The organism is Pseudomonas sp. SJZ077, assembly GCF_007993905.1.
Classification (GTDB): Bacteria; Pseudomonadota; Gammaproteobacteria; order Pseudomonadales; family Pseudomonadaceae; genus Aquipseudomonas; species Aquipseudomonas mandelii.
On the sequence record NZ_VIUJ01000009.1, the window covers coordinates 212,123 to 231,473 of the forward strand.

At 60.0% G+C, this 19,351-nt stretch carries 17 protein-coding genes; 10 read left to right on the forward strand and 7 right to left on the reverse strand.

The genetic code is table 11. The features are described from left to right. The first annotated feature begins 132 nt into the window (after positions 1-132). Positions 133-1,227 carry an iron-sulfur cluster carrier protein ApbC gene (gene apbC, locus FBY01_RS16060; protein WP_010457651.1) on the forward strand — a complete coding sequence of 365 codons (1,095 nt, stop codon included), beginning with the start codon at positions 133-135 and terminating at the stop codon, positions 1,225-1,227. A 125-nt stretch (positions 1,228-1,352) separates the two neighbouring features. Here apbC and FBY01_RS16065 read toward each other — a convergent pair whose 3' ends face one another. Next, positions 1,353-2,111 (reverse strand): SDR family oxidoreductase, encoded by a 759-nt coding sequence (locus tag FBY01_RS16065; protein ID WP_010457649.1) that lies wholly within the window; start codon positions 2,109-2,111, stop codon positions 1,353-1,355. Positions 2,112-2,277: 166 nt separating this feature from the next. Between FBY01_RS16065 and FBY01_RS16070 the strand changes: the two genes are divergently transcribed. The 4 genes from FBY01_RS16070 (at position 2,278) to groL (ending at position 5,787) form a co-directional block, all read left to right on the forward strand. Further along, a complete protein-coding gene (locus tag FBY01_RS16070; RefSeq protein WP_010457648.1) occupies positions 2,278-3,009 on the forward strand; it encodes a HugZ family protein in 732 nt (243 codons plus the stop codon). Positions 3,010-3,075: 66 nt separating this feature from the next. Then, positions 3,076-3,552, forward strand: coding sequence for an FxsA family protein (locus tag FBY01_RS16075; RefSeq protein ID WP_010457646.1), 477 nt, complete (start codon positions 3,076-3,078; stop codon positions 3,550-3,552). Positions 3,553-3,800: 248 nt separating this feature from the next. Next, the gene (locus FBY01_RS16080) at positions 3,801-4,094 is read left to right on the forward strand and encodes a co-chaperone GroES (protein ID WP_007948593.1); all 294 of its coding nucleotides are present in this window, start codon (positions 3,801-3,803) and stop codon (positions 4,092-4,094) included. 49 nt (positions 4,095-4,143) lie between these two features. Further along, positions 4,144-5,787, forward strand: coding sequence for a chaperonin GroEL (groL, locus tag FBY01_RS16085; protein ID WP_008155543.1), 1,644 nt, complete (start codon positions 4,144-4,146; stop codon positions 5,785-5,787). A 169-nt stretch (positions 5,788-5,956) separates the two neighbouring features. Here the strand turns inward: groL and FBY01_RS16090 are convergent, their stop codons facing one another. After that, the gene (locus tag FBY01_RS16090) at positions 5,957-6,700 is read right to left on the reverse strand and encodes a phosphatase PAP2 family protein (RefSeq protein WP_083375857.1); all 744 of its coding nucleotides are present in this window, start codon (positions 6,698-6,700) and stop codon (positions 5,957-5,959) included. A 217-nt stretch (positions 6,701-6,917) separates the two neighbouring features. On the opposite strand from FBY01_RS16090, the gene colR reads away from it, so the two are divergent. From colR to FBY01_RS16115, 5 genes are all read left to right on the forward strand, one after another. After that, positions 6,918-7,601 carry a two-component system response regulator ColR gene (colR, locus tag FBY01_RS16095; protein WP_010457636.1) on the forward strand — a complete coding sequence of 228 codons (684 nt, stop codon included), beginning with the start codon at positions 6,918-6,920 and terminating at the stop codon, positions 7,599-7,601. Continuing rightward, a complete protein-coding gene (locus tag FBY01_RS16100) occupies positions 7,591-8,865 on the forward strand; it encodes a HAMP domain-containing sensor histidine kinase (RefSeq protein WP_145308548.1) in 1,275 nt (424 codons plus the stop codon). The genes colR and FBY01_RS16100 overlap by 11 nt, the downstream gene beginning before the upstream one ends. A gap of 160 nt (positions 8,866-9,025) precedes the next feature. Next, positions 9,026-9,694 (forward strand): class I SAM-dependent methyltransferase, encoded by a 669-nt coding sequence (locus tag FBY01_RS16105; protein ID WP_077749907.1) that lies wholly within the window; start codon positions 9,026-9,028, stop codon positions 9,692-9,694. Between the two features lie 4 nt (positions 9,695-9,698). Beyond that, positions 9,699-10,412: a lipopolysaccharide kinase InaA family protein gene (locus FBY01_RS16110; RefSeq protein WP_145308550.1), complete on the forward strand. Its 714-nt coding sequence runs from the start codon at positions 9,699-9,701 to the stop codon at positions 10,410-10,412. Positions 10,413-10,414: 2 nt separating this feature from the next. Beyond that, positions 10,415-10,642: a hypothetical protein gene (locus FBY01_RS16115; protein ID WP_077749882.1), complete on the forward strand. Its 228-nt coding sequence runs from the start codon at positions 10,415-10,417 to the stop codon at positions 10,640-10,642. A 172-nt stretch (positions 10,643-10,814) separates the two neighbouring features. Here the strand turns inward: FBY01_RS16115 and FBY01_RS16120 are convergent, their stop codons facing one another. The 5 genes from FBY01_RS16120 to FBY01_RS16145 form a co-directional block, all read right to left on the reverse strand. Next, positions 10,815-13,850 carry a multidrug efflux RND transporter permease subunit gene (locus tag FBY01_RS16120; RefSeq protein WP_010457628.1) on the reverse strand — a complete coding sequence of 1,012 codons (3,036 nt, stop codon included), beginning with the start codon at positions 13,848-13,850 and terminating at the stop codon, positions 10,815-10,817. Positions 13,851-13,863: 13 nt separating this feature from the next. After that, entirely contained in the window at positions 13,864-15,012 is a 1,149-nt protein-coding gene (locus tag FBY01_RS16125) for an efflux RND transporter periplasmic adaptor subunit (RefSeq protein WP_010457626.1), read from the reverse strand. Positions 15,013-15,252: 240 nt separating this feature from the next. Beyond that, the gene (locus FBY01_RS16135; RefSeq protein WP_145308552.1) at positions 15,253-16,350 is read right to left on the reverse strand and encodes a DUF1513 domain-containing protein; all 1,098 of its coding nucleotides are present in this window, start codon (positions 16,348-16,350) and stop codon (positions 15,253-15,255) included. 14 nt (positions 16,351-16,364) lie between these two features. Next, complete coding sequence (locus FBY01_RS16140) at positions 16,365-17,429, reverse strand: imelysin family protein (protein WP_010457623.1); 1,065 nt, start codon at positions 17,427-17,429, stop codon at positions 16,365-16,367. Positions 17,430-17,455: 26 nt separating this feature from the next. Then, positions 17,456-18,883 carry a di-heme oxidoredictase family protein gene (locus FBY01_RS16145; RefSeq protein WP_145308554.1) on the reverse strand — a complete coding sequence of 476 codons (1,428 nt, stop codon included), beginning with the start codon at positions 18,881-18,883 and terminating at the stop codon, positions 17,456-17,458. Positions 18,884-19,351: the final 468 nt, after the last annotated feature.

The following is a 19,351-nucleotide window of genomic DNA, read 5'->3' on the forward strand; positions in this document are numbered from 1 at the left end:
TTTCGGCGCAAGGAGTGCGTCTGCCTGATTGCGACTGCTTCGCAGCCGAGCGGGAGCAAGCTCCCTCGCCACAAATGTATGTCCGGCGTAGGATACCCCCCTGATTTTCCAGTCTTGCTATCGGAGTTGCCCATGAGCGCCGTCAATCGCGCAGCGGTGGAAGCCGTCCTTCGCCAATACACCGACCCTTATCTGAACCAGGACCCGGTCAGCGCCGGGTGTGTGCGCAGCATCGACATCCAGGGCGATCGCGTCAGCGTGCAACTGGAACTGGGCTACGCCGCCGGTCTGTTCAAGAGTGGCTGGTCGCAAATGTTGCAAATGGCGATCGAAGGCCTCGACGGCGTGACGAGCGCGCGCGTTGACATCACCAGCGTGATCGCCGCGCACAAGGCCCAGGCGCAAATCCCGGGCCTGGCCAACGTCAAGAACGTGGTCGCCGTGGCGTCCGGCAAGGGCGGCGTGGGCAAGTCCACCACCGCCGCCAACCTCGCGCTGGCCCTGGCCCGTGAAGGCGCCAAGGTCGGGATTCTCGACGCGGACATCTACGGTCCGAGCCAGGGCATCATGTTCGGCATCCCCGAAGGCACCCGACCGAAGGTCAAGGATCAGAAATGGTTCGTGCCGATTGAATCCCATGGCGTTGAAGTGATGTCGATGGCGTTCCTGACCGACGACAACACGCCGATGGTCTGGCGTGGGCCGATGGTTTCCGGCGCATTGTTGCAACTGGTCACGCAAACCGCCTGGGGCGATCTGGATTACCTGGTCATTGACATGCCACCAGGCACCGGTGATATCCAGCTGACTCTGGCGCAGAAAGTCCCGGTGGCTGGCGCGGTGATCGTTACCACGCCGCAAGATCTGGCATTGCTGGACGCACGCAAGGGCGTGGAGATGTTCCGCAAGGTCAACATCCCGGTGCTCGGTGTGGTGGAAAACATGGCCGTGCACATCTGCTCCAATTGCGGGCATGCCGAGCATCTGTTTGGTGAGGGCGGAGGGGTGAAGCTGGCCAACCAGTATGGCGTCGAACTGCTGGCGTCGTTGCCGCTGGCAATGGCTATCCGCGAACAGGCCGATGGCGGCAAGCCTACGGTGATCGCCGAACCTGACAGCCCGATTGCCCTGGTGTACCAGGAACTCGCCCGCCACGTCGGCGCGCGGATTGTGTTGCAGGAAGCGGTGTCGCCGGCGATGCCGAACATCACCATCAGCGACGATTGATGGCCTGAAACACAACTAACTGTGGGAGCTAGCCTGCTAGCGATAGCGGATTCACATTCAACAAATAAGTTGACTGAACCCGCTCAATCGCTAGCAGGCTAGCGCCCACATTGATCTATGAGGCCTTAGATCCGCAGCCCGCCATCCATTTCCAGAATCCGGCCGGTGTAGTAGTCGTTCTCGAAAATGTACGCCGCCGAATGGGCGATCTCTTCCGGTTTGCCCATGCGCTTGAGCGGGATCCCGGCCGTCATCTTCTCCAGCGCTTCAGGCTTCATGCCCAACGTCATCTCGGTTTCGATAAAGCCCGGTGCAATGCCAGCCACGCGAATGCCATAACGTGCCAGTTCCTTGGCCCAGGTCACGGTTGCCGCGGCCACGCCAGCCTTGGCGGCGGAGTAGTTGGTCTGGCCGACGTTGCCGGCGCGGGAGATCGAGGAGATATTGATGATCGCGCCGCTGTTGTTCAGCTCGACCATTTTTGCCGCGACTTCACGGGTGCACAGGAACACGCCGGTCAGGTTGACGTCGATGACCGCCTGCCATTGGGCCAGGCTCATCTTGGTCATTTCGCCATCCTTGACCTTCAGCAGCAGGCCGTCGCGCAGGATGCCGGCGTTGTTGATCAATCCATGAATCGCGCCGAAATCTTCGGCCACCTGGGCGACCATGTGCGTCACTTGCTCTTCGTTGGCAACGTTGCACAGGTAAGCCCGAGCTTCTACGCCCTTGGCTTTGCACGCCGCGATGGTGTCGTCGAGCTTTTCCTGGTTCAGGTCCACCAGCGCCAGCTTCGCGCCTTTACCCGCGAAATACTCGGCCATGGAACGGCCTAAACCCTGGCAACCGCCAGTGATAATGATTACTTTGTCAGTGAGTTGCATTCGCATGCCCCAATAGCAGGTTCAGAGTGGTTTCCTTCCTAGAGGGCCTCTCGATCTGCACCTGATGTGGCCTGGTTGCACATGAGAACTGCCCCGATGGCGTACTGGAACTTATCCCCAGGCGCCTGTCCGTTTTTTCGACGGATTCTATATAAGGAGTCATAAATTGAGCGTTGAAGCGGCCAAGAATGCCCGAGAATTGCTTCTCAAGGAATACCGCGGGGTGCTGTCGACGCACTCCAAGTCGATGCCCGGTTTCCCGTTTGGCTCCGTGGTTCCGTATTGCCTGGACGAGCAGGGCCGGCCGCTGATCCTTATCAGCCGCATCGCCCAGCACACCCATAACCTGCAGAAAGATCCGAAATGCTCGCTCTTTGTGGGCGAACGTGAGGCCGACGATGTGCAAGCCGTTGGTCGCCTGACTTATCTCGCCGAAGCAGAAAAGCTCGAAGACGAGGCCGCGATCGAAGCGGCCGCCGAGCGTTACTACCGCTATTTCCCGGAGTCGCAGAGCTACCACAAGGCCCACGATTTCGATTTCTGGGTGCTCAAGCCTGTGCGTCACCGTTACATCGGCGGTTTCGGTGCGATTCACTGGGTCGACCAACTGACCCTGGCCAATCCGTTCGCCGGCAAAGCCGAACTGAGCATGGTCGAGCACATGAACGCCGATCACGCCAAAGCCATCGCCCACTACGTCGATTTGGCGGGGCTGCCGAAAACCGAGCCGGCGCAACTGGCGGGTATCGATAGCGAAGGCATGCACCTACGCATTGGCCAGGCCCTGTACTGGCTGCCGTTCCAGGCAACTTGTAATACGCCGACACAAGTGCGCGAAGCCTTGGTTTTCCTGGCTCACGCCGAGCATTGGCCGAAAAATGAAGTGGCTGACGCTTGAATTCACGAAACGGCGACGTCATCTAGGGAAGACTGGCAAGGCATTCTTGCGTTGAGGAACCATTTGATGCGCCCTTTTTTATTGCTCTTTGTACTGTTTCCGGTGTTGGAGCTGTTCGTATTCGTCAAGGTCAGCGGGGCCATCGGGTTTTTCCCGGCCCTGCTGCTGATCATTCTCGGCTCGATGCTCGGCGTGTTCGTGCTGCGCATCGCCGGTCTGGCCACTGCGTTGCGTGCGCGTGAAAGCCTGAACCGCGGCGAGTTGCCGGCCCAGACCATGCTTGAAGGCTTGATGCTGGCCCTGGCGGGCGGTCTGTTGATTCTGCCGGGCTTCGTCACGGACGTGCTGGGTCTGATCATGCTGCTGCCGATCTCCCGTCGACTGCTGGCCAATAAAATGCGCCAGCGCGCTGAAGAGGCAGCGATCCGCCAGCGGGCGTTTGCCGATGATCTTCAACCACGTGGCGGTCCTGCTCCGCAGCAGCCGCTGGGCCGCGAGCCGAACGTAATCGAAGGCGAGTTCGAACACCGCGATTCCAAGTAAAGCGTTTCAGCTGCACGGCACCTTCGGGTGCCGTGTTCGTTTTCGGGGCATTGATGCAAAAAAATTTCGATCCCCGCCCTTGTAATAAGCTTATGCGCCCTTATGTAACGGTCACCGCAAGGTTTCTGGCGATCACGCCAGACAGACTTCCGCGGTTCGCTTGACGAACCGCACCCGGCACCGCCGGATTTGTTAAACCCGCCGGGAATACACCGGCCGATGAAAACCACAATTAGGAGAGATCGACAATGAAGCTTCGTCCTCTGCATGACCGCGTCGTCGTCCGTCGCAGCGAAGAAGAAAAGAAAACCGCTGGCGGTATCGTCCTGCCAGGTTCGGCTGCTGAAAAGCCAAACCAGGGCGAAGTCCTCGCTGTAGGCCCGGGCAAAGTCCTGGACAACGGTGAAGTGCGTGCGCTGTCCGTGAAAGTGGGTGACAAGGTTGTGTTCGGCCCTTACTCCGGCAGCAACACTGTGAAAGTTGACGGCGAAGACCTGCTGGTCATCGGCGAGAGCGAAATCCTCGCTGTTGTCGAAGGCTGATTCCCCGCTCATTTTCCCGTTACTACAAAGTATTTAAGGAATATCGATCATGGCTGCTAAAGAAGTTAAATTCGGCGATTCCGCCCGCAAGAAAATGCTCGCCGGTGTCAACGTCCTGGCTGACGCAGTAAAAGCGACCCTGGGCCCTAAAGGCCGTAACGTGATCATCGAGAAGAGCTTCGGCGCTCCGACCATCACCAAGGACGGCGTGTCCGTTGCCAAAGAAATCGAGCTGAAAGATCGCTTCGAAAACATGGGCGCGCAGCTGGTCAAAGACGTTGCCTCCCGTGCCAACGATGACGCAGGCGACGGCACCACCACCGCTACCGTTCTGGCTCAGTCGATCGTCAACGAAGGCCTGAAAGCCGTCGCTGCCGGCATGAACCCGATGGACCTGAAGCGCGGCATCGACAAAGCGACCATCGCTATCGTCAAAGAGCTGAAAGCCCTGTCCAAGCCTTGCGCTGACACCAAGGCCATCGCTCAGGTCGGCACCATCTCGGCCAACTCCGACAGCTCCATCGGCGACATCATTGCCGAAGCCATGGAAAAAGTCGGTAAAGAAGGCGTGATCACCGTTGAAGAGGGCTCGGGCCTGGAAAACGAACTGTCGGTTGTTGAAGGCATGCAGTTCGACCGTGGCTACCTGTCCCCGTACTTCGTCAACAAGCCAGAGACCATGACTGCCGAGCTGGACGGTCCGCTGATCCTGCTGGTCGACAAAAAGATCTCCAACATCCGCGAAATGCTGCCAGTCCTGGAAGCCGTTGCCAAAGCCGGCCGTCCACTGCTGATCGTGGCCGAAGACGTTGAAGGCGAAGCCTTGGCGACTCTGGTTGTGAACAACATGCGTGGCATCGTTAAAGTCGCAGCCGTCAAGGCTCCAGGCTTCGGCGACCGTCGCAAGGCCATGCTGCAGGACATCGCTGTTCTGACTGGCGGTACCGTAATCTCCGAAGAGATCGGCCTGAGCCTGGAAAGCACTACCCTGGAACACCTGGGTAATGCCAAGCGCGTGATCCTGTCCAAAGAAAACACCACCGTGATCGACGGCGCCGGCGTTGAAGCTGACATCCAGGCTCGCGTTCTGCAGATCCGTCAGCAAGTGGCTGACACTTCGTCCGACTACGACCGTGAAAAACTGCAAGAGCGTCTGGCCAAGCTGTCCGGCGGCGTTGCAGTGATCAAGGTTGGCGCTGGTTCCGAAGTTGAAATGAAAGAGAAGAAAGCCCGCGTTGAAGACGCCCTGCACGCTACCCGTGCAGCCGTTGAAGAAGGCGTGGTACCTGGCGGCGGCGTGGCACTGGTTCGCGCTCTGCAGGCAATCTCCGAGCTCAAAGGCGACAACGATGACCAGAACGTTGGCATCCAGTTGCTGCGTCGCGCTGTAGAAGCGCCACTGCGCCAGATCGTTGCCAACTCCGGCGACGAGCCAAGCGTTGTGGTCGACAAGGTCAAGCAAGGTTCGGGTAACTACGGTTACAACGCTGCGACCGGCGAATACGGCGACATGATCGAAATGGGTATCCTGGACCCGGCTAAAGTGACTCGTTCGGCTCTGCAAGCGGCTTCGTCGATTGCCAGCCTGATGATCACTACCGAAGCCATGATCGCTGAGATCAAGGAAGACGGCCCAGCGGGTGGCGGCATGCCAGACATGGGCGGTATGGGTGGCATGGGCGGCATGATGTAAGCCAGCCTTACCCCGTACATGAAAACCCCGCCGGTGATGAACCGGCGGGGTTTTTTATTGCCCGGCATAAAGTTGTGTGGTTTTTAAGGGCTTCTTCGCGGGCAAGCCTCGCTCCTACAGGTCCAGCGAAATCCCTGTAGGAGCGAGGCTTGCCCGCGAAGGCGTCAGTTCATACGCTAACCGGTTGTGCTTCGGACGCTTTCTCAGCCTTGGACGCCGGTCGATACAGGATGTAGTAGTAAGACCCCAGACAGATCAGCCAGCAGAAAATCGCCGTCCACACGTTATGCGAAAAGAAGTGCGCCCCCTGCATCATCCGGCTCACCGAAAACACCGTCCCCAGTGCAAACGCAAACACAAAGGCCTGGCGCGCCAGACGCGGGCGACGGTCACGCAACACAAAAAACAGCGCGAACAAGGTAAACCCCGTCGCCGCATGACCCCCAGGCCAGCAACGCCCAGGCTTGTCGGTTTGCGGACGCGGGCTGAGCAGTTCGCTGTAGGTTTCGTGGCCGCCGAATTGCTCGAGGCTCCACGGGCATTGCACGGCCGTCACCGCTTTCACTGGGGTCACGAACGAGGTCGCCAGCGCCAGCGACATCACCAGGCAACCCAGTTCGCGTTTGAACGGCTTGAGCCTGGCGATGAAAAACGAGCCGATAAAGCCGATGATCGCAAACACCGAAAAGGCGATGACCAATTGCTTGGCTCGGTCATGCAGGATGTCTTCAAGGAAGTAACTGTGGCGTCCGATGAATTCCCCGGCGACCGGGTCGTAGAACAGTTTGGCCAGGTTCATGTCCAGAGACGTCAGCTCAAGCAGCACCAAACTGATCGCTGTGATAGCGGGCACACCCAGACACACCCAAAAGTTGAGCGGTCTGGAAGCGGGGCGGGCAGCGGTCGAAGCCATGGCAGTTCCTTGGTCGGTGAAGGGGTATGAAGTGCGCATCCGCGCGGAGTCTGAGCCCGGCGCTGTCATTGGCGTGTGAATCGATAGTGAAAAACTTGTTAAACCTTCATCGGTTTTTTCTATCGGATTGACAACTGCACGCAGTCCTAGCCCTGAGCCACACTTGGCCTTAAGCTGCGCGGGCCATGACGGCCGTTACTGTGCGGAGGAGGTGCCCATGCGAATTCTATTGGTTGAAGACAACCGCGATATCCTGGCCAATCTGGCCGATTACCTGGGGCTCAAAGGCTACACCGTGGATTGCGCGCAGGACGGTTTGTCAGGCCTGCACCTGGCGGCCACCGAGCACTATGACTTGATCGTGCTCGACATCATGTTGCCCGGCATTGACGGCTATACGCTGTGCAAACGCCTGCGCGAAGACGCCCGCCGCGACACGCCGGTGATCATGCTCACCGCGCGCGATCAGCTGGATGACCGGCTGCAAGGCTTCAAGTCCGGTGCCGATGACTACCTGATCAAACCGTTCGCCCTGTCCGAACTGGCGGCGCGTATCGAAGCGGTCATGCGTCGTGCCCAGGGTGGCGGTCGACGCGCCTTGCAGGTGGGTGATCTGAGCTACGACCTCGATACCCTGGAGGTGACCCGCGAAGGTCGCCTGCTCAAGCTCAACCCGGTCGGCCTCAAGTTGCTGGCCGTGCTGATGCAGAAAAGCCCGCATGTTCTGCGCCGCGAAATTCTCGAAGAAGCCCTCTGGGGTGATGACTGCCCGGACAGCGACAGCCTGCGCAGCCACGTCCATCAACTGCGCCAGGTGATCGACAAGCCCTTCGCCAAGCCCTTGCTGCAAACCGTGCACGGTGTGGGTTATCGCTTGGCCGAGAGTCGCGATGGAGTTTAAGCAGAGCCTCGCTCAACGGATCATCATCGCCTTTGCGCTGATGAGCGCACTGGTGGCAGGCGCCTTCGCCATGGGCATTGTGGCGACCGTGCACCTGGTGGAAGAAAAGCTGATTTCAGCCGGGCTGGGTGGCGATCTTCAACGGCTCCTGCTGATGGACAGCGTCTCTGACTGGAGCCACCGCCCCGAGCCGGACCAGCTGTTCTATTTCAGCGGTGGGCCGGGGGACTTCGAGTTGCCCAAGGATTTACGGCATCTGGAGCCCGGTTTCCACGAGGTCTTTCGCGAGCAGCTGTCGTATCACGCGATGGTTGAAGTGGTCGATGGCCGGCGTTACGTACTGCTGCAGGATCAAAGCGATTTCGAAGAACGTGAGCGAGTGCTGTTTGCCGTGGTGCTGGTGGGCTTCGTACTGAGCCTGGCGCTGGCAGTCTTTCTCGGTTGGGTCCTGGCGCGCAAAGTGATGGCGCCGGTGGTGCGACTCGCCCGCCAGGTGCGTCACCGCGATCAATTGCTGGGGCTGGCGCCACCCCTGGCACCGGATTATGCCGCTGACGAAGTGGGCGAGCTGGCGGTTGCCTTCGACGCCACCCTTGGTCGGCTGCGCCAGGCATTGACCCGTGAGCGATTGTTTACCAGTGACGTCAGCCACGAACTGCGCACGCCCCTGATGGTGCTGGCCAGTTCCTGTGAGCTGCTGTTGGAAAACCCCGGTATCGACCAGCGTGGCCATGCCCAGGTCGAGCGAATTGCCCGCGCGTGCGCCGAGATGCGCGAGCTGGTGCAAACCTTCCTGATGTTGGCCCGGGCCCAGCGAGAAGACGCGAGCATGTCGCCGCAGCAGACATTGAGCCAGGTCGCCGACGGGCTGCTCAACCAGTGGCGCGAACCGATCGAAGCCAAGGGGCTGAGCCTGATCTTCGAACCGGGCAATCCGCTGGACACCTGTTACAACGCAACCCTCTTGCACGCCGTCATGGGCAACCTGTTGCGTAACGCGCTGCATTACACCGAGCGCGGGTTTATCCGCTTGACCCTCACGGCCACGGGTTTCACGGTCGAGGACAGCGGTGTGGGCATTCCCGAGGAAAAACGCGAGGCAATGTTCGAACCTTTCGTGCGCGGCAGTGAAAAGCGCGGCGAAGGCCTGGGACTGGGGTTGTCGCTGGTGCAGCGGATTTGCGAGAACCAGGGCTGGAGCGTCAGCTTGACCAACATGGAACCTAATGGCTGTCGTTTTCAGGTGCAATTGAGCCAAAGCTAGCGGTTGCTTGAGCAGTCGGGGCTCCGAGCCATGGTGGTCAACTTGAAAAATCTTGTAATGATTCAACATTTCCTTAACAATTTTTTCACAAAGGTATGACCTGACACCGACACTACGCTACCTAAGGTGGGCGTCATCAGAAGTTCAGGAGACCTTAATGATGGACGGCCCGATCAAACTCGATTTTTCCGAGAAGTACGACGATCAACACGCTCAAAGGTATTTGCAGAAGCACCAGGATGGTCTTGGTCGTAAGCTATCCCACTGGCGTGATGTGCAGTTGGCGCGAAAGGCGCTGAAGCTGGTCGGTGAGCCAGGGCTGGTCCTCGATTTGCCGTGTGGGGCAGGGCGTTTTTGGCCAATGCTGGCGGAGAAAGCCAATCGCGCGATCATCGGGGCCGACAACTCCGAGTCAATGTTGAAGATTGCCACCCAGGCGCAACCGGCCGACGTGGTGAAACGGGTACAACCCTTGCACACTTCCGCATTCGACATTGCCTTGCCCGACAACGCTGTCGACAGCATTTTCTGCATGCGTTTGCTGCATCACATCGGTGAAGCCGAGCATCGACTGGCCATTCTGCGCGAATTTGAACGAGTCACGCGTGACAGCGTGATCCTTTCGTTGTGGGTGGACGGCAATTTCAAGGCCTGGAAACGCAAGCGCTCAGAGAAACGGCGTGGGCAGGAAGGTTACCAAAACCGGTTTGTGTTACCGGCGGCCACGGTAGAAAAAGAGTTTGAACAAGCGGGGTTCCGTATTCAGGAACGATTGGACTTTTTACCGCTCTATGCCATGTGGCGAGTTTACGTATTACGCAAGAGGTAACAGGATGGCAGTGCAATGTGCAGCAGAGACGGACGTCGCCTCTCAGGACCGCTTCGACTATTTCTGGAATCAGCGCGGTGAATGGGTAGAAGAACCTAACGTCCGTCGCGGTGGAGAAAGTGGCGTGCAGCGGGTCATGGGCAACGATGGTCAGCTGCTCTACGCCAAGCGACAGACCGGGCATATCTATCGCAGCTGGCTGCATCCCTTCGGTCGTCCGACCGTGTTGCGCGAGCGTGATGCGCTCATTGGCCTGCACGCGCTTGGGGTGAGAGTTCCGGAAATCGTTTTCTGCGGCGCACAGCGCGACCCCGTGCACAAATGGCGCGCATTGCTGGTGACGAAGTCGCTGGACGGCTTCGAGGAAATCGAACACTGGTACGCCGGCGGCGGTCGCGAGCGTCACGGCGAAGCGGTGCATGAGCGAGTCTTGAAGGACCTGGCCGAAAACCTGGCCCGCATGCACAAGGGCCGTTGGCAGCACAGCTGCATCTATATCAAGCACGTATTCGTGCGGGTGACCGGTGAAGGCGAGTCGGCCAAGGTCGAAATCGCCTTGATCGACCTGGAGAAATGCCGGCAGCGCTTGACCGCCTATCGGGCGGCGGCTCACGACATGAAGCAGCTGCGTCGCCACTCGTCGTTCAGCACGGCGGACTGGCGCAAACTCGTCTACTTTTATGAGACGGCGTTTGGCAGCGCTATCAAAGGTTTATAGCAATGAAACTAGAAATTGCACGAGGTGTGTTTCTGATAGGAGCCTTGGCAGTTGCTTCATTGGCGGTGGCGGCGTGGGAGCAGCCCCGCACGCAAGTTCTCAGTTCAGTGAACGGTGACGCGCACTGTCCGTTGCCACGGGTTGCCAAGGCATCTGTGGCATCTCAACCCGATCATGATTTATTGCTGTTCATGTTCGGACTTTCTCAAGGAATGAGGCCGCAGAGTTGAACAGATTGAAGCCAAAATAAAAGGCCTCGCCAATGCGAGGCCTTTTTTTGTGCCGAATTTCAAGCCGTGCATGGCCCAAGGTAGGAGCGAGCCTGCTCGCGATGACGGCGGCATAGTCAACATTGAGGTACCTGACACACCGCCATCGCGAGCAGGCTCGCTCCCAAATGGATTATGAGTGTTCTTTTGCGTCGGGTTTGGCCAGCAGGGTGTAGATGCACGGCAACACGAACAGCGTAAATAACGTGCCGATCGACATTCCGGTTGCGATCACCATGCCGATATCAAACCGGCTGACTGCGCCCGCGCCCGTGGCGATAATCAAAGGCACCATGCCGAATACCATCGCCGCCGTGGTCATCAACACCGGGCGCAGCCGGATTGCAGCAGCTTCTTCCACAGCTTCGCGAGGTGTCAGGCCTTTCTCTCTGCGCAGCTGGTTGGCGAACTCGACGATCAGGATCCCGTGCTTGGTGATCAGGCCGATCAAGGTCACCAGGCCCACTTGGGTATAAATGTTCATGCTCGACCAACCCAGGAACAGTGGTATCAACGCGCCACAGATCGACAGCGGCACTGTCACCAGAATCACCAGCGGGTCACGGAAGCTCTCGAACTGGGCCGCGAGGACCAGGAAAATGATCGCCAGTGCCAGGGCGAAGGTCACCCACAGCGCGCTGCCTTCCTGGACATATTGGCGCGAGGCGCCGGCGTAATCCATGGCAAAACCGGCCGGCGCTTCTTCCAGCGTAATCTGTCGCACGACATCGATGGCTTCACCCATGCTGACCAGCGGCACACCTGACAGGATGGCCGAGTTGAGCTGCTGGAACTGGTTCAACTGCCGTGGACGCGCCCGATCGCTGACGGTGATCAGGGTCGACAGGGCCAGCAGTTGGCCTTGGTTGTTTTTCACGTAGTAGTTGTTCAACCAGTCCGGGTTGTCGCGGAACGGTCGTTCGACCTGAGCGATGACCTTGTAGCTACGACCCTCAATGGTGAAACGGTTGATTTCCGCCTGTCCCAGCAATGTGGCCAGTGTTCCGCCCAGGTCCTGCATGGACACGCCCATCTGCGCGGCCTTGGCGCGATCGATGTCCACGACGACTTCGGGTTTGTCGAAGGCCAGGTCGACATCGACAAAGGCGAACTTGCCGGACTCCATCGCCCGTTTTTTCACCCGGTCCATCACTTGCAGCAGCGCTTCGTAATCGTTGGCCGTGTTGATGACGAACTGAAACGGCAACCCTTCACCCGTGCCGGGCAACGAGGGCAGGTTGAAGCCGAAGACCTGCAGTCCGGCAATGCCCTCCAGTTTGCGCTGGACCTCGGGCAGGATGGCCATCTGCGTGCGGTCGCGTTCATTCCACGGTTTGAGCAGGAAACCGCCAATCCCCGATTGCACGCCGTTGAATCCATTGATCTGGAACGAAGAGTAGTACTCGGGAAACTCCTTGAAGATCGTGATGAATTCGTCAGTGTAAGTGTTCAGGTAATCGAGGTTGGCCGGTTGCGGGGCGTTGGCCAGCATGAAAATGATGCCCTGATCTTCATCGGGCGCCAGTTCCGACTTGGTGAACTTGAGCAGCACCGGAATCAGGCACAGCACAATCACCGCAAACACCAGGACCACCGGCCGGGTGTTGAGGGTGCCGTGGAGCATGCTTTGGTATCGGCGCTTGAGGCCTTCAAAAATCAGGTCCAGGCGGTGCGCGAGGCCGCTGGGATTTTCGTCGTGGCGCAGGAGCAAGGCACACATCATCGGCGACAGGGTCAACGCGACCACGCCGGAAATCACCACCGCACCGGCCAGCGTCAGGGCGAACTCCTTGAACAGCGCCCCCGTGAGCCCGGTCAGAAAACCGATGGGCGCATACACTGCCGCCAGGGTGATGGTCATCGAAACCACCGGCATGGCGATTTCCCGGGCACCTTCGATGGCCGCATCCAGCGGCTTCTTGCCTTCCTCGATGTGTCGGTGAATGTTCTCCACCACCACAATGGCATCGTCCACCACCAACCCGATCGCCAGCACCATCGCCAGCAGTGTCAGCAGGTTGATCGAGTAGCCCATCATCTGCATGAAGAACATCACGCCGATCATCGACAGCGGAATGGTGACCACCGGGATCACCACCGAACGCAGCGCCCCGAGAAACAGAAACACCACCACGATCACGATCAGCACGGCTTCGAAGAGGGTTTTTACCACTTCATCGATTGAGGCCTGGATGAACAGCGTGGCGTCGTAGGCGATTTCCCCTTTGAGGTTCGGCGGCAACTGGGCTTCCAGCTCCGGCATGATCTTGCGCACTTCCTTGATCACGTCCAGCGGGTTGGCGCCCGGCGTGGCCTTGATGCCGATGTACACCGAAGGAGTGCCACCGAACGAACTGATCGAGTCGTAGTTTTCCGCGCCCATCTCAACCCGCGCCACATCGCTGAGCAGCACCCGGCTGTCACCCTCGACCTTGAGCGGAATCGCAGCGAACGCTTCAGCGGACTTGAGTTCGGTGTTGGCATTGATGCTGGTGACGACGTACTCGCCTTTCACTTCACCGGCCGCAGAGAGGAAGTTGTACTGGCGCACCGCGTTGGTCACGTCGCTGGCGGCCAGGCCGAAACCGGCCAGCTTTACCGGGTCCAGCCACAGGCGCATGGCGAATACCTGGTTGCCGAGAATCTCGGCTTCGGCCATGCCCGGCAGGGTCGCCAGTTTTGGCTGGATGACCCGCGACAGGTAATCGGTAATCTGCGGGTTGCTCAGCTCCTTGCTGAAGAAACTGATGTACATGAGGGCCGAGGCGTCGGCGGCTTCCTTGCTCAGCACCGGGTCTTCGGCGTCCTGGGGCAGCCGGTTCTTCACCTCGTTGGCCTTGGCCAGCAGCTCGGTGAACAGGCGGTCGCTGTTGGAGCCGATGCGCGCGTAGATCGAGATCACCGAGAAGTTCTGGCGACTGACCGAGGTCATGTAGTCGATGCCCTCGGCGCTGGCCAGGCTTTGCTGCATCGGTTGGGTGATGTAGCCCTGGATGGTTTCGGCGTTGGCCCCGGGGTACGCCGTGGTGACCGTGATCAGGGCGTTTTCCATTTGCGGGTATTGGCGCAGCGGCAGCTTGCTCCAGGCCTGGAAGCCCAGCAGCACAATCAACAGGCTGACCACGGTGGCGAGCACCGGGCGGCGGATGAACGGATCGGTAAAAGCCATGAGGATTCCTTGATCAGTCAGTACGTGGCTGACTGTTCTTATCGGTCAGGGTCTTGTCGTCGCTGATGGCAATGTGTGCGCCGTTGTCCAGTTTGATCTGACCGGCCGTGACCACTTTTTCGCCGTTCTGCAAGCCTTTGGTAATCACCACCAGCCCGTCGCGGCGCTCGCCGGTTTCGATGAAACGCCGTTCGGCGATCAGGATCGGCTGGCCCTTGTCGTCTTTTTCGAGGCTGCCGTCTTCGGCTTTTTTCTGCGCGACGACGTAGAGCGAGTTGCCGTACAGCGTGTACGTGATCGCGCTTTGCGGCACGACGATGCGCGGCTGCGGGTCGGGCAGCATCACCTGCAGGCTGGCGTACATGCCCGGCAGCAGATTGCCGTCGGGGTTGGCCAGGGTCGCGCGGACCTGAACATTGCGGGTGCTGTTTTCGACTTTCGGGTTGATCGCGCTGATGGTGCCGGGGAAGGTCTGTGTCGGGTAGGCCGAGACAATGATCTGCACCGACTGGCCGACGCCGATCTTCGGCACCGACTGCTCGGGCACGAAAAAGTCGACGTAGAGGCTGCTGAGGTCTTGCAGGGTGGCGATCATGGTGCCGCTGGCGAGATAGTCACCGATGTCCACCTGACGAATACCGATGGTCCCGCTGAACGGTGCGAGCAAGCGTTTTTTGGCCAGCGCCGCCTTGAGCTGATTCACCGTGGCCCGGCTCTTTTTCAATATCGCCGAGAGCCGGTCAAACTCGCCTTTGGAAATGGCCTGGCTGCCGACCAATTGGCTGCCGCGACCGTAATCGAGCTGCGCCAGCCCCAGGTCGGCTTGAGCGGTTTCGAGCAGGGCGGTTTCTACCACGCTATCAAGCAGAAGCAGCGGTTGGCCGGCCTTGACCTTCTGGCCTGACTCGAACTGCAAATCGATGACGGTGCCGTCGGTCTCCAGGCTCAGGTCCACGCCTTGCAGCGCCTTGAGGGTGCCGACGCTTGGCAGGCGAGCTTGCCACGGACGTTCCACGGCAGTGGTCGCGGCGACACTGATCGGCGGTTTCGGCGCGGAAAAGCCTTGAATCATCGTGTAGATGGAGAAGGCTTTATAACCGGCCAGGATCAGCACGATCAGCAGAACAACACCCAACATGATCAGCATGCGGCGACGCAGCATATTTCCACTTCCTTGGAGAAAATCAGGTGAGACAGTGGGGCACATTATCTGAGTCGCAGGGTGATTCCAACTGGAAGAAATTACAGGCGAGGCCTTCGAGCGCCTGTCACTCAAGGGGACTAACGAACGATGAATAACCTGTGGCGAGGGAGCTTGCTCCCGCTGGACTGCGCAGCAGTCCCATTTTGGGGCCGCTTCGCAGCCCAGCGGGAGCAAGCTCCCTCGCCACAGGAAACGGGCTCAGATGAGGTGAAGGTGGTTATCCCAAAGCCCCGCCGGAAGCTCCAATGGTTTTGCAACCAGCGTTGTCTGACGGCAATCGTAATACCGGCAGCGGCCCTGACCCGAGGTCACGACAAACCCGTCAGCCACGGCGCCAACCCCGGCGCAATCGGGAAGCGGCGCATCCAGGCGCACTTCACCGCTGTCCAGGTCCCAGATGAAAAAGCGGTTGCCGCGCGGCGCAGTCAACGCGACCAATCGCAAGTCACTGTGGACCGCCACGCTGGCGGTGTAATGCCCCATCGCCTGCAACTGATGTTCAGGCACCGCAAACGCCACGAACGGTTGGCCCGGACGCTTGATCGCCAGCAACTCTGAGGACTCGTGGGACGGCCCCATGAATTGCTGGCCGGCGACGATGGTGCCATCGCTGGCGATCCCCAGGTGACGCACGCTGTTCATCTGCTGGGCGAGGGTTTCCTTGCTCAGCAGGGTGCCGTCGCGTTGCATCAATACCAGGCTCGGCTCCATGGCGTTGAGGTTCATCTCGACCCGGCTTTCAGCCTCGGTGCGAATGCCGCCGTTGGCCACCACCAGCGTCTCGCCGTCTGGCATCCACGACACCTGATGGGGGCCGATGCCATGGGTGGGTATCTCGTCGCTGTGCACCAGCCGTTCACCTTCGAACTTATACACACCCAACAGTCCGCGACCCGGATCGGAGGTGTCGTTTTCGGTGGCGTACAGCCAGTCGCCGCTCTTGTGAATCACCGCGTGCCCGTAGAAATGCCGGTTGGGCAGCGAGGCCACGGTTTGCAGCAGCGCGCCGTCGCGCAGGTCGATCAGATAGCTTTCGGTGCCCGGACGTCGTGCGACGAACAGCGCAATCGGCAGCGTCGGGTGGTTGATGATGTCGTGGCAACGCTGCCCGACCTGGGTGGCGAACACCCGGGTGCCGTCCAGCCGATAACCGACGGCGTAATGCTTGCCGTCGCCATCGTCCCGCGCCGAAAGCAGCAGCGGGCTCTTGTCCTTTTGTTTGAACAGCGTCCAGCCGCCCAGTGTCACTGCTCCCAGCAGCAAACTACCTAAAGTCAGAGCCTGACGTCGCAGCATGGCACTTGCCCTCATCAGTCACCGTCGTTGGCGTTGAAGCCCAGTTGGATGCCCAGCGCCTTGGCCAGTTCGCCTTCGTGCAGGCGATGGACGACGTTGAGGCTGTCGTAGAGATCGTTGAGTTGCTGGCGGCCGGCATCGTCGTTGAGCATCTCGGTCAGCGAACGCTGGTTGCTGGCGAACAGTTTCAGGGACGCGGCGTAAGCGGCGTCGATCTTGTCGGCCAACGGTTTTTGCTCACTCGGCAAAAGGCCGCGCAGGCCTTTGTTGTCGACGCCTTCCCACACGGTTTTGGCGGCGGCGAGACTGGCTTCAAGACCAGCCAGGGACGACTGGCTGCGCCAGGCATCGGCCTGGAACGGTTGCGGCACGCCCTTGCTCTGGCGGCCCATCGGCGTACCGAGTTTTTTCTTCAAGGTGTCGAGGGCGGTGACCTGGACGCGCAGCAGGTCGGCGATGGCTTCGTGGGAGTCGGCGTAGCGCTGGTTCGGGAACTTGCTCATCTGCGCGAGCATGCCGTCGGTGTTGTTCCAGCTTTGCAGAATCTCTTCGGCCAGCAGTTTCTGACGCTCGCCAATCGCCTTCAACAGTGGGCAGTACTTGGCTTTTTGCGCGTCGTTGGCCACGTCCGGCTTGCTGTCGAACAGGATGTATTCATAGGCCGAGAGGCCTTGAACCACGACGCTGGACTTGGCCAGGGCGGCGGCATCGATCTGCGGCTGCGCGGTGACCAATTGCTCGACCTGACGGCCGACCAGGTTTTTCTTGTCCGGCCAGAACTGCACCTGCCAGGCGCGATTGCCTTCGGCCAGCGGCCCGATCAGCAGCGGTTGCAGCTCGGCCCAGGCTTTCTGCGCGTGCAGGAAGTCGGCACGGGCGGTGTCGAGGTTTTCCTTGCCTTCGCAATAGGCGAGGGCGCTGACGGCCAATTGGCGGTCGGCTTCAACCCAGCGGGTGTACGTTGGCAGGATCACCGATTTGGCGATGGCGGCCGAGGTGACGGCTTGCGGGTCCTGTGGCGAGCAAGCGCCGAGGGCGAGTGCTGCGAGGCTGGTGAACAACAATTTGGGACGGAACATGTCGGGCTCCCGCTATGGAATACGTATTAAAGGGAATTCAAAAACGCCAGCAACGCAGCGCGCTGCTCGGCATTGAAAGACAAAACCTGTTGCTGGGCCGCTTTCGCTTCGCCGCCATGCCAGAGCACGGCTTCGAGCAGATTGCGCGCGCGGCCGTCATGCAAGAACTGGGTGTGGCCACTGACCGCTTGTGTCAGGCCGATGCCCCACAACGGCGGGGTGCGCCAGTCGCGGCCACTGGCCTGGAATTCGCTGCGGTTGTCGGCCAGGCCGTCGCCCATGTCGTGCAGCAGCAGATCGCTGTAAGGGCGAATCACTTGATTGGCCAGTTCAGGTTCGGCGGCGTTGGCGGCGGTGGTGTATTTCGGTGTGTGACAGGACTGGCATCCGGCCTGGAAAAACAGGTTCTTGCCGGCCAGCACTTCGGGCGCATTGACGTCGCGACGAGCCGGTACAGCCAGGTTGCGGCTGTAGAACAGCACCAGGCGCAGGATGTTATCGCTGACTTCCGGCTCGCCATTCGGGCCGTTGCCGGTCGGCGCCTGTTTGCAGACTGTTTGCGCCTCGGTGCAGTCGTCGAAGGGGCGCAGGCTGGTGGTCAGGCCCATGTCACCGGAGAACGCGTGAACGTTCTGCTGATTGAGGTTCGGTTGCCCGGCCTTCCAGCCAAAGCGGCCGAGAACGGTCTTCTGCTGCACGTCGTCCCAGACCCGGTTCGGTCGCCCGGCGATGCCGTTTTTGTCCTTGGCCTGAGCCTCGGCGTTGGCCAGGATCGCTTCGTCGGGGATGGCTTCGAGCAAGCCCAGGCCAATCATCGGCGGGGCAACGCGTGCCGAGAAACGGGTGTCGGGGTGCATCGGGCCGTAACCCAGTTGAGTGATGTTCAGGCTGGGCTTGCGCAACTCGATTTCGGTGCCGTCCTTGAAGCGGACCGGAGCGGGGGTGTAATCGACCCGCACTTTGCCTTCCGGGGTCACGCCGGGTATGGCCATGTCCTGGAACTGGCCGCCGTAGACCGGCTCCGGGACCACGCCGAGCTGCTCGATGACGTTGGCATAGGCCGGTGCATTCGGGATCGACAGGCGCACCAGCATCGATACCGCGTTCGCCGCATCGGGCGTCGGCGGATGACCGCGACCGTCCTTGATGTGACAGCCCTGACAGGCGTTGGTATTGAACAGCGGACCGAGGCCGTCCCGGGCGGTGGTGGTCGAAGGGGCGATCACCCAAGGGTTGCGGAAGAAACTGTTGCCGACGCTGAAATCCACGCGCCGTGACGGCGACAGGTTCGCGGAGGGCAGGGAGAACGCATTTTGATCGGTCTTGCGCACAGTCGCCGCGCCACCGGACCGGGCTTCACCGGGTTCGGCCTTGGTAAAACGCGGGGCGTCATCGCAGGCACTCAGGCCCAGGGCCAGAAACAGTGCGGACAAGCGAAGAAGCAGCGAGGGCATCAGACATCCTGCAAGACGAGCAAAACAAGGGCGCAAAGTCTAACAGGGCAAGGGAGTTTGAATAAGAGGAATTATCGTTTGGTTGATGTGGGGCAGGTTTTCACAGGGGACCGAGGCGCCGCCATCGCAATCAGCCTCGCTCCCACGGGTTCAGCGCAGCCCCTGTAGGAGCGAGGCTTGCCCGCGAAGTCGGTATTGAATTCAACATGGATGGTACTGACACGGCGCCATCACAAGCAGGCTCGCTCCCACGGGTTCAGCGCAGCCCCTGTAGGAGCGAGGCTTGCCCGCGAAGGCGGTATTGAATTCAACATTGATGGTGACTGACACGGCGCCTTCGCGAGCAGGCTCGCTCCCACAGGTTCAGCGCAGCCCCTGTAGGAGCGAGGCTGATCTGGTCAAGTAATCCCGGACACCAGTTACGGTGTTTATGCCGCTTTTAGCTCCATAGCTATTGGCGACAGGTAG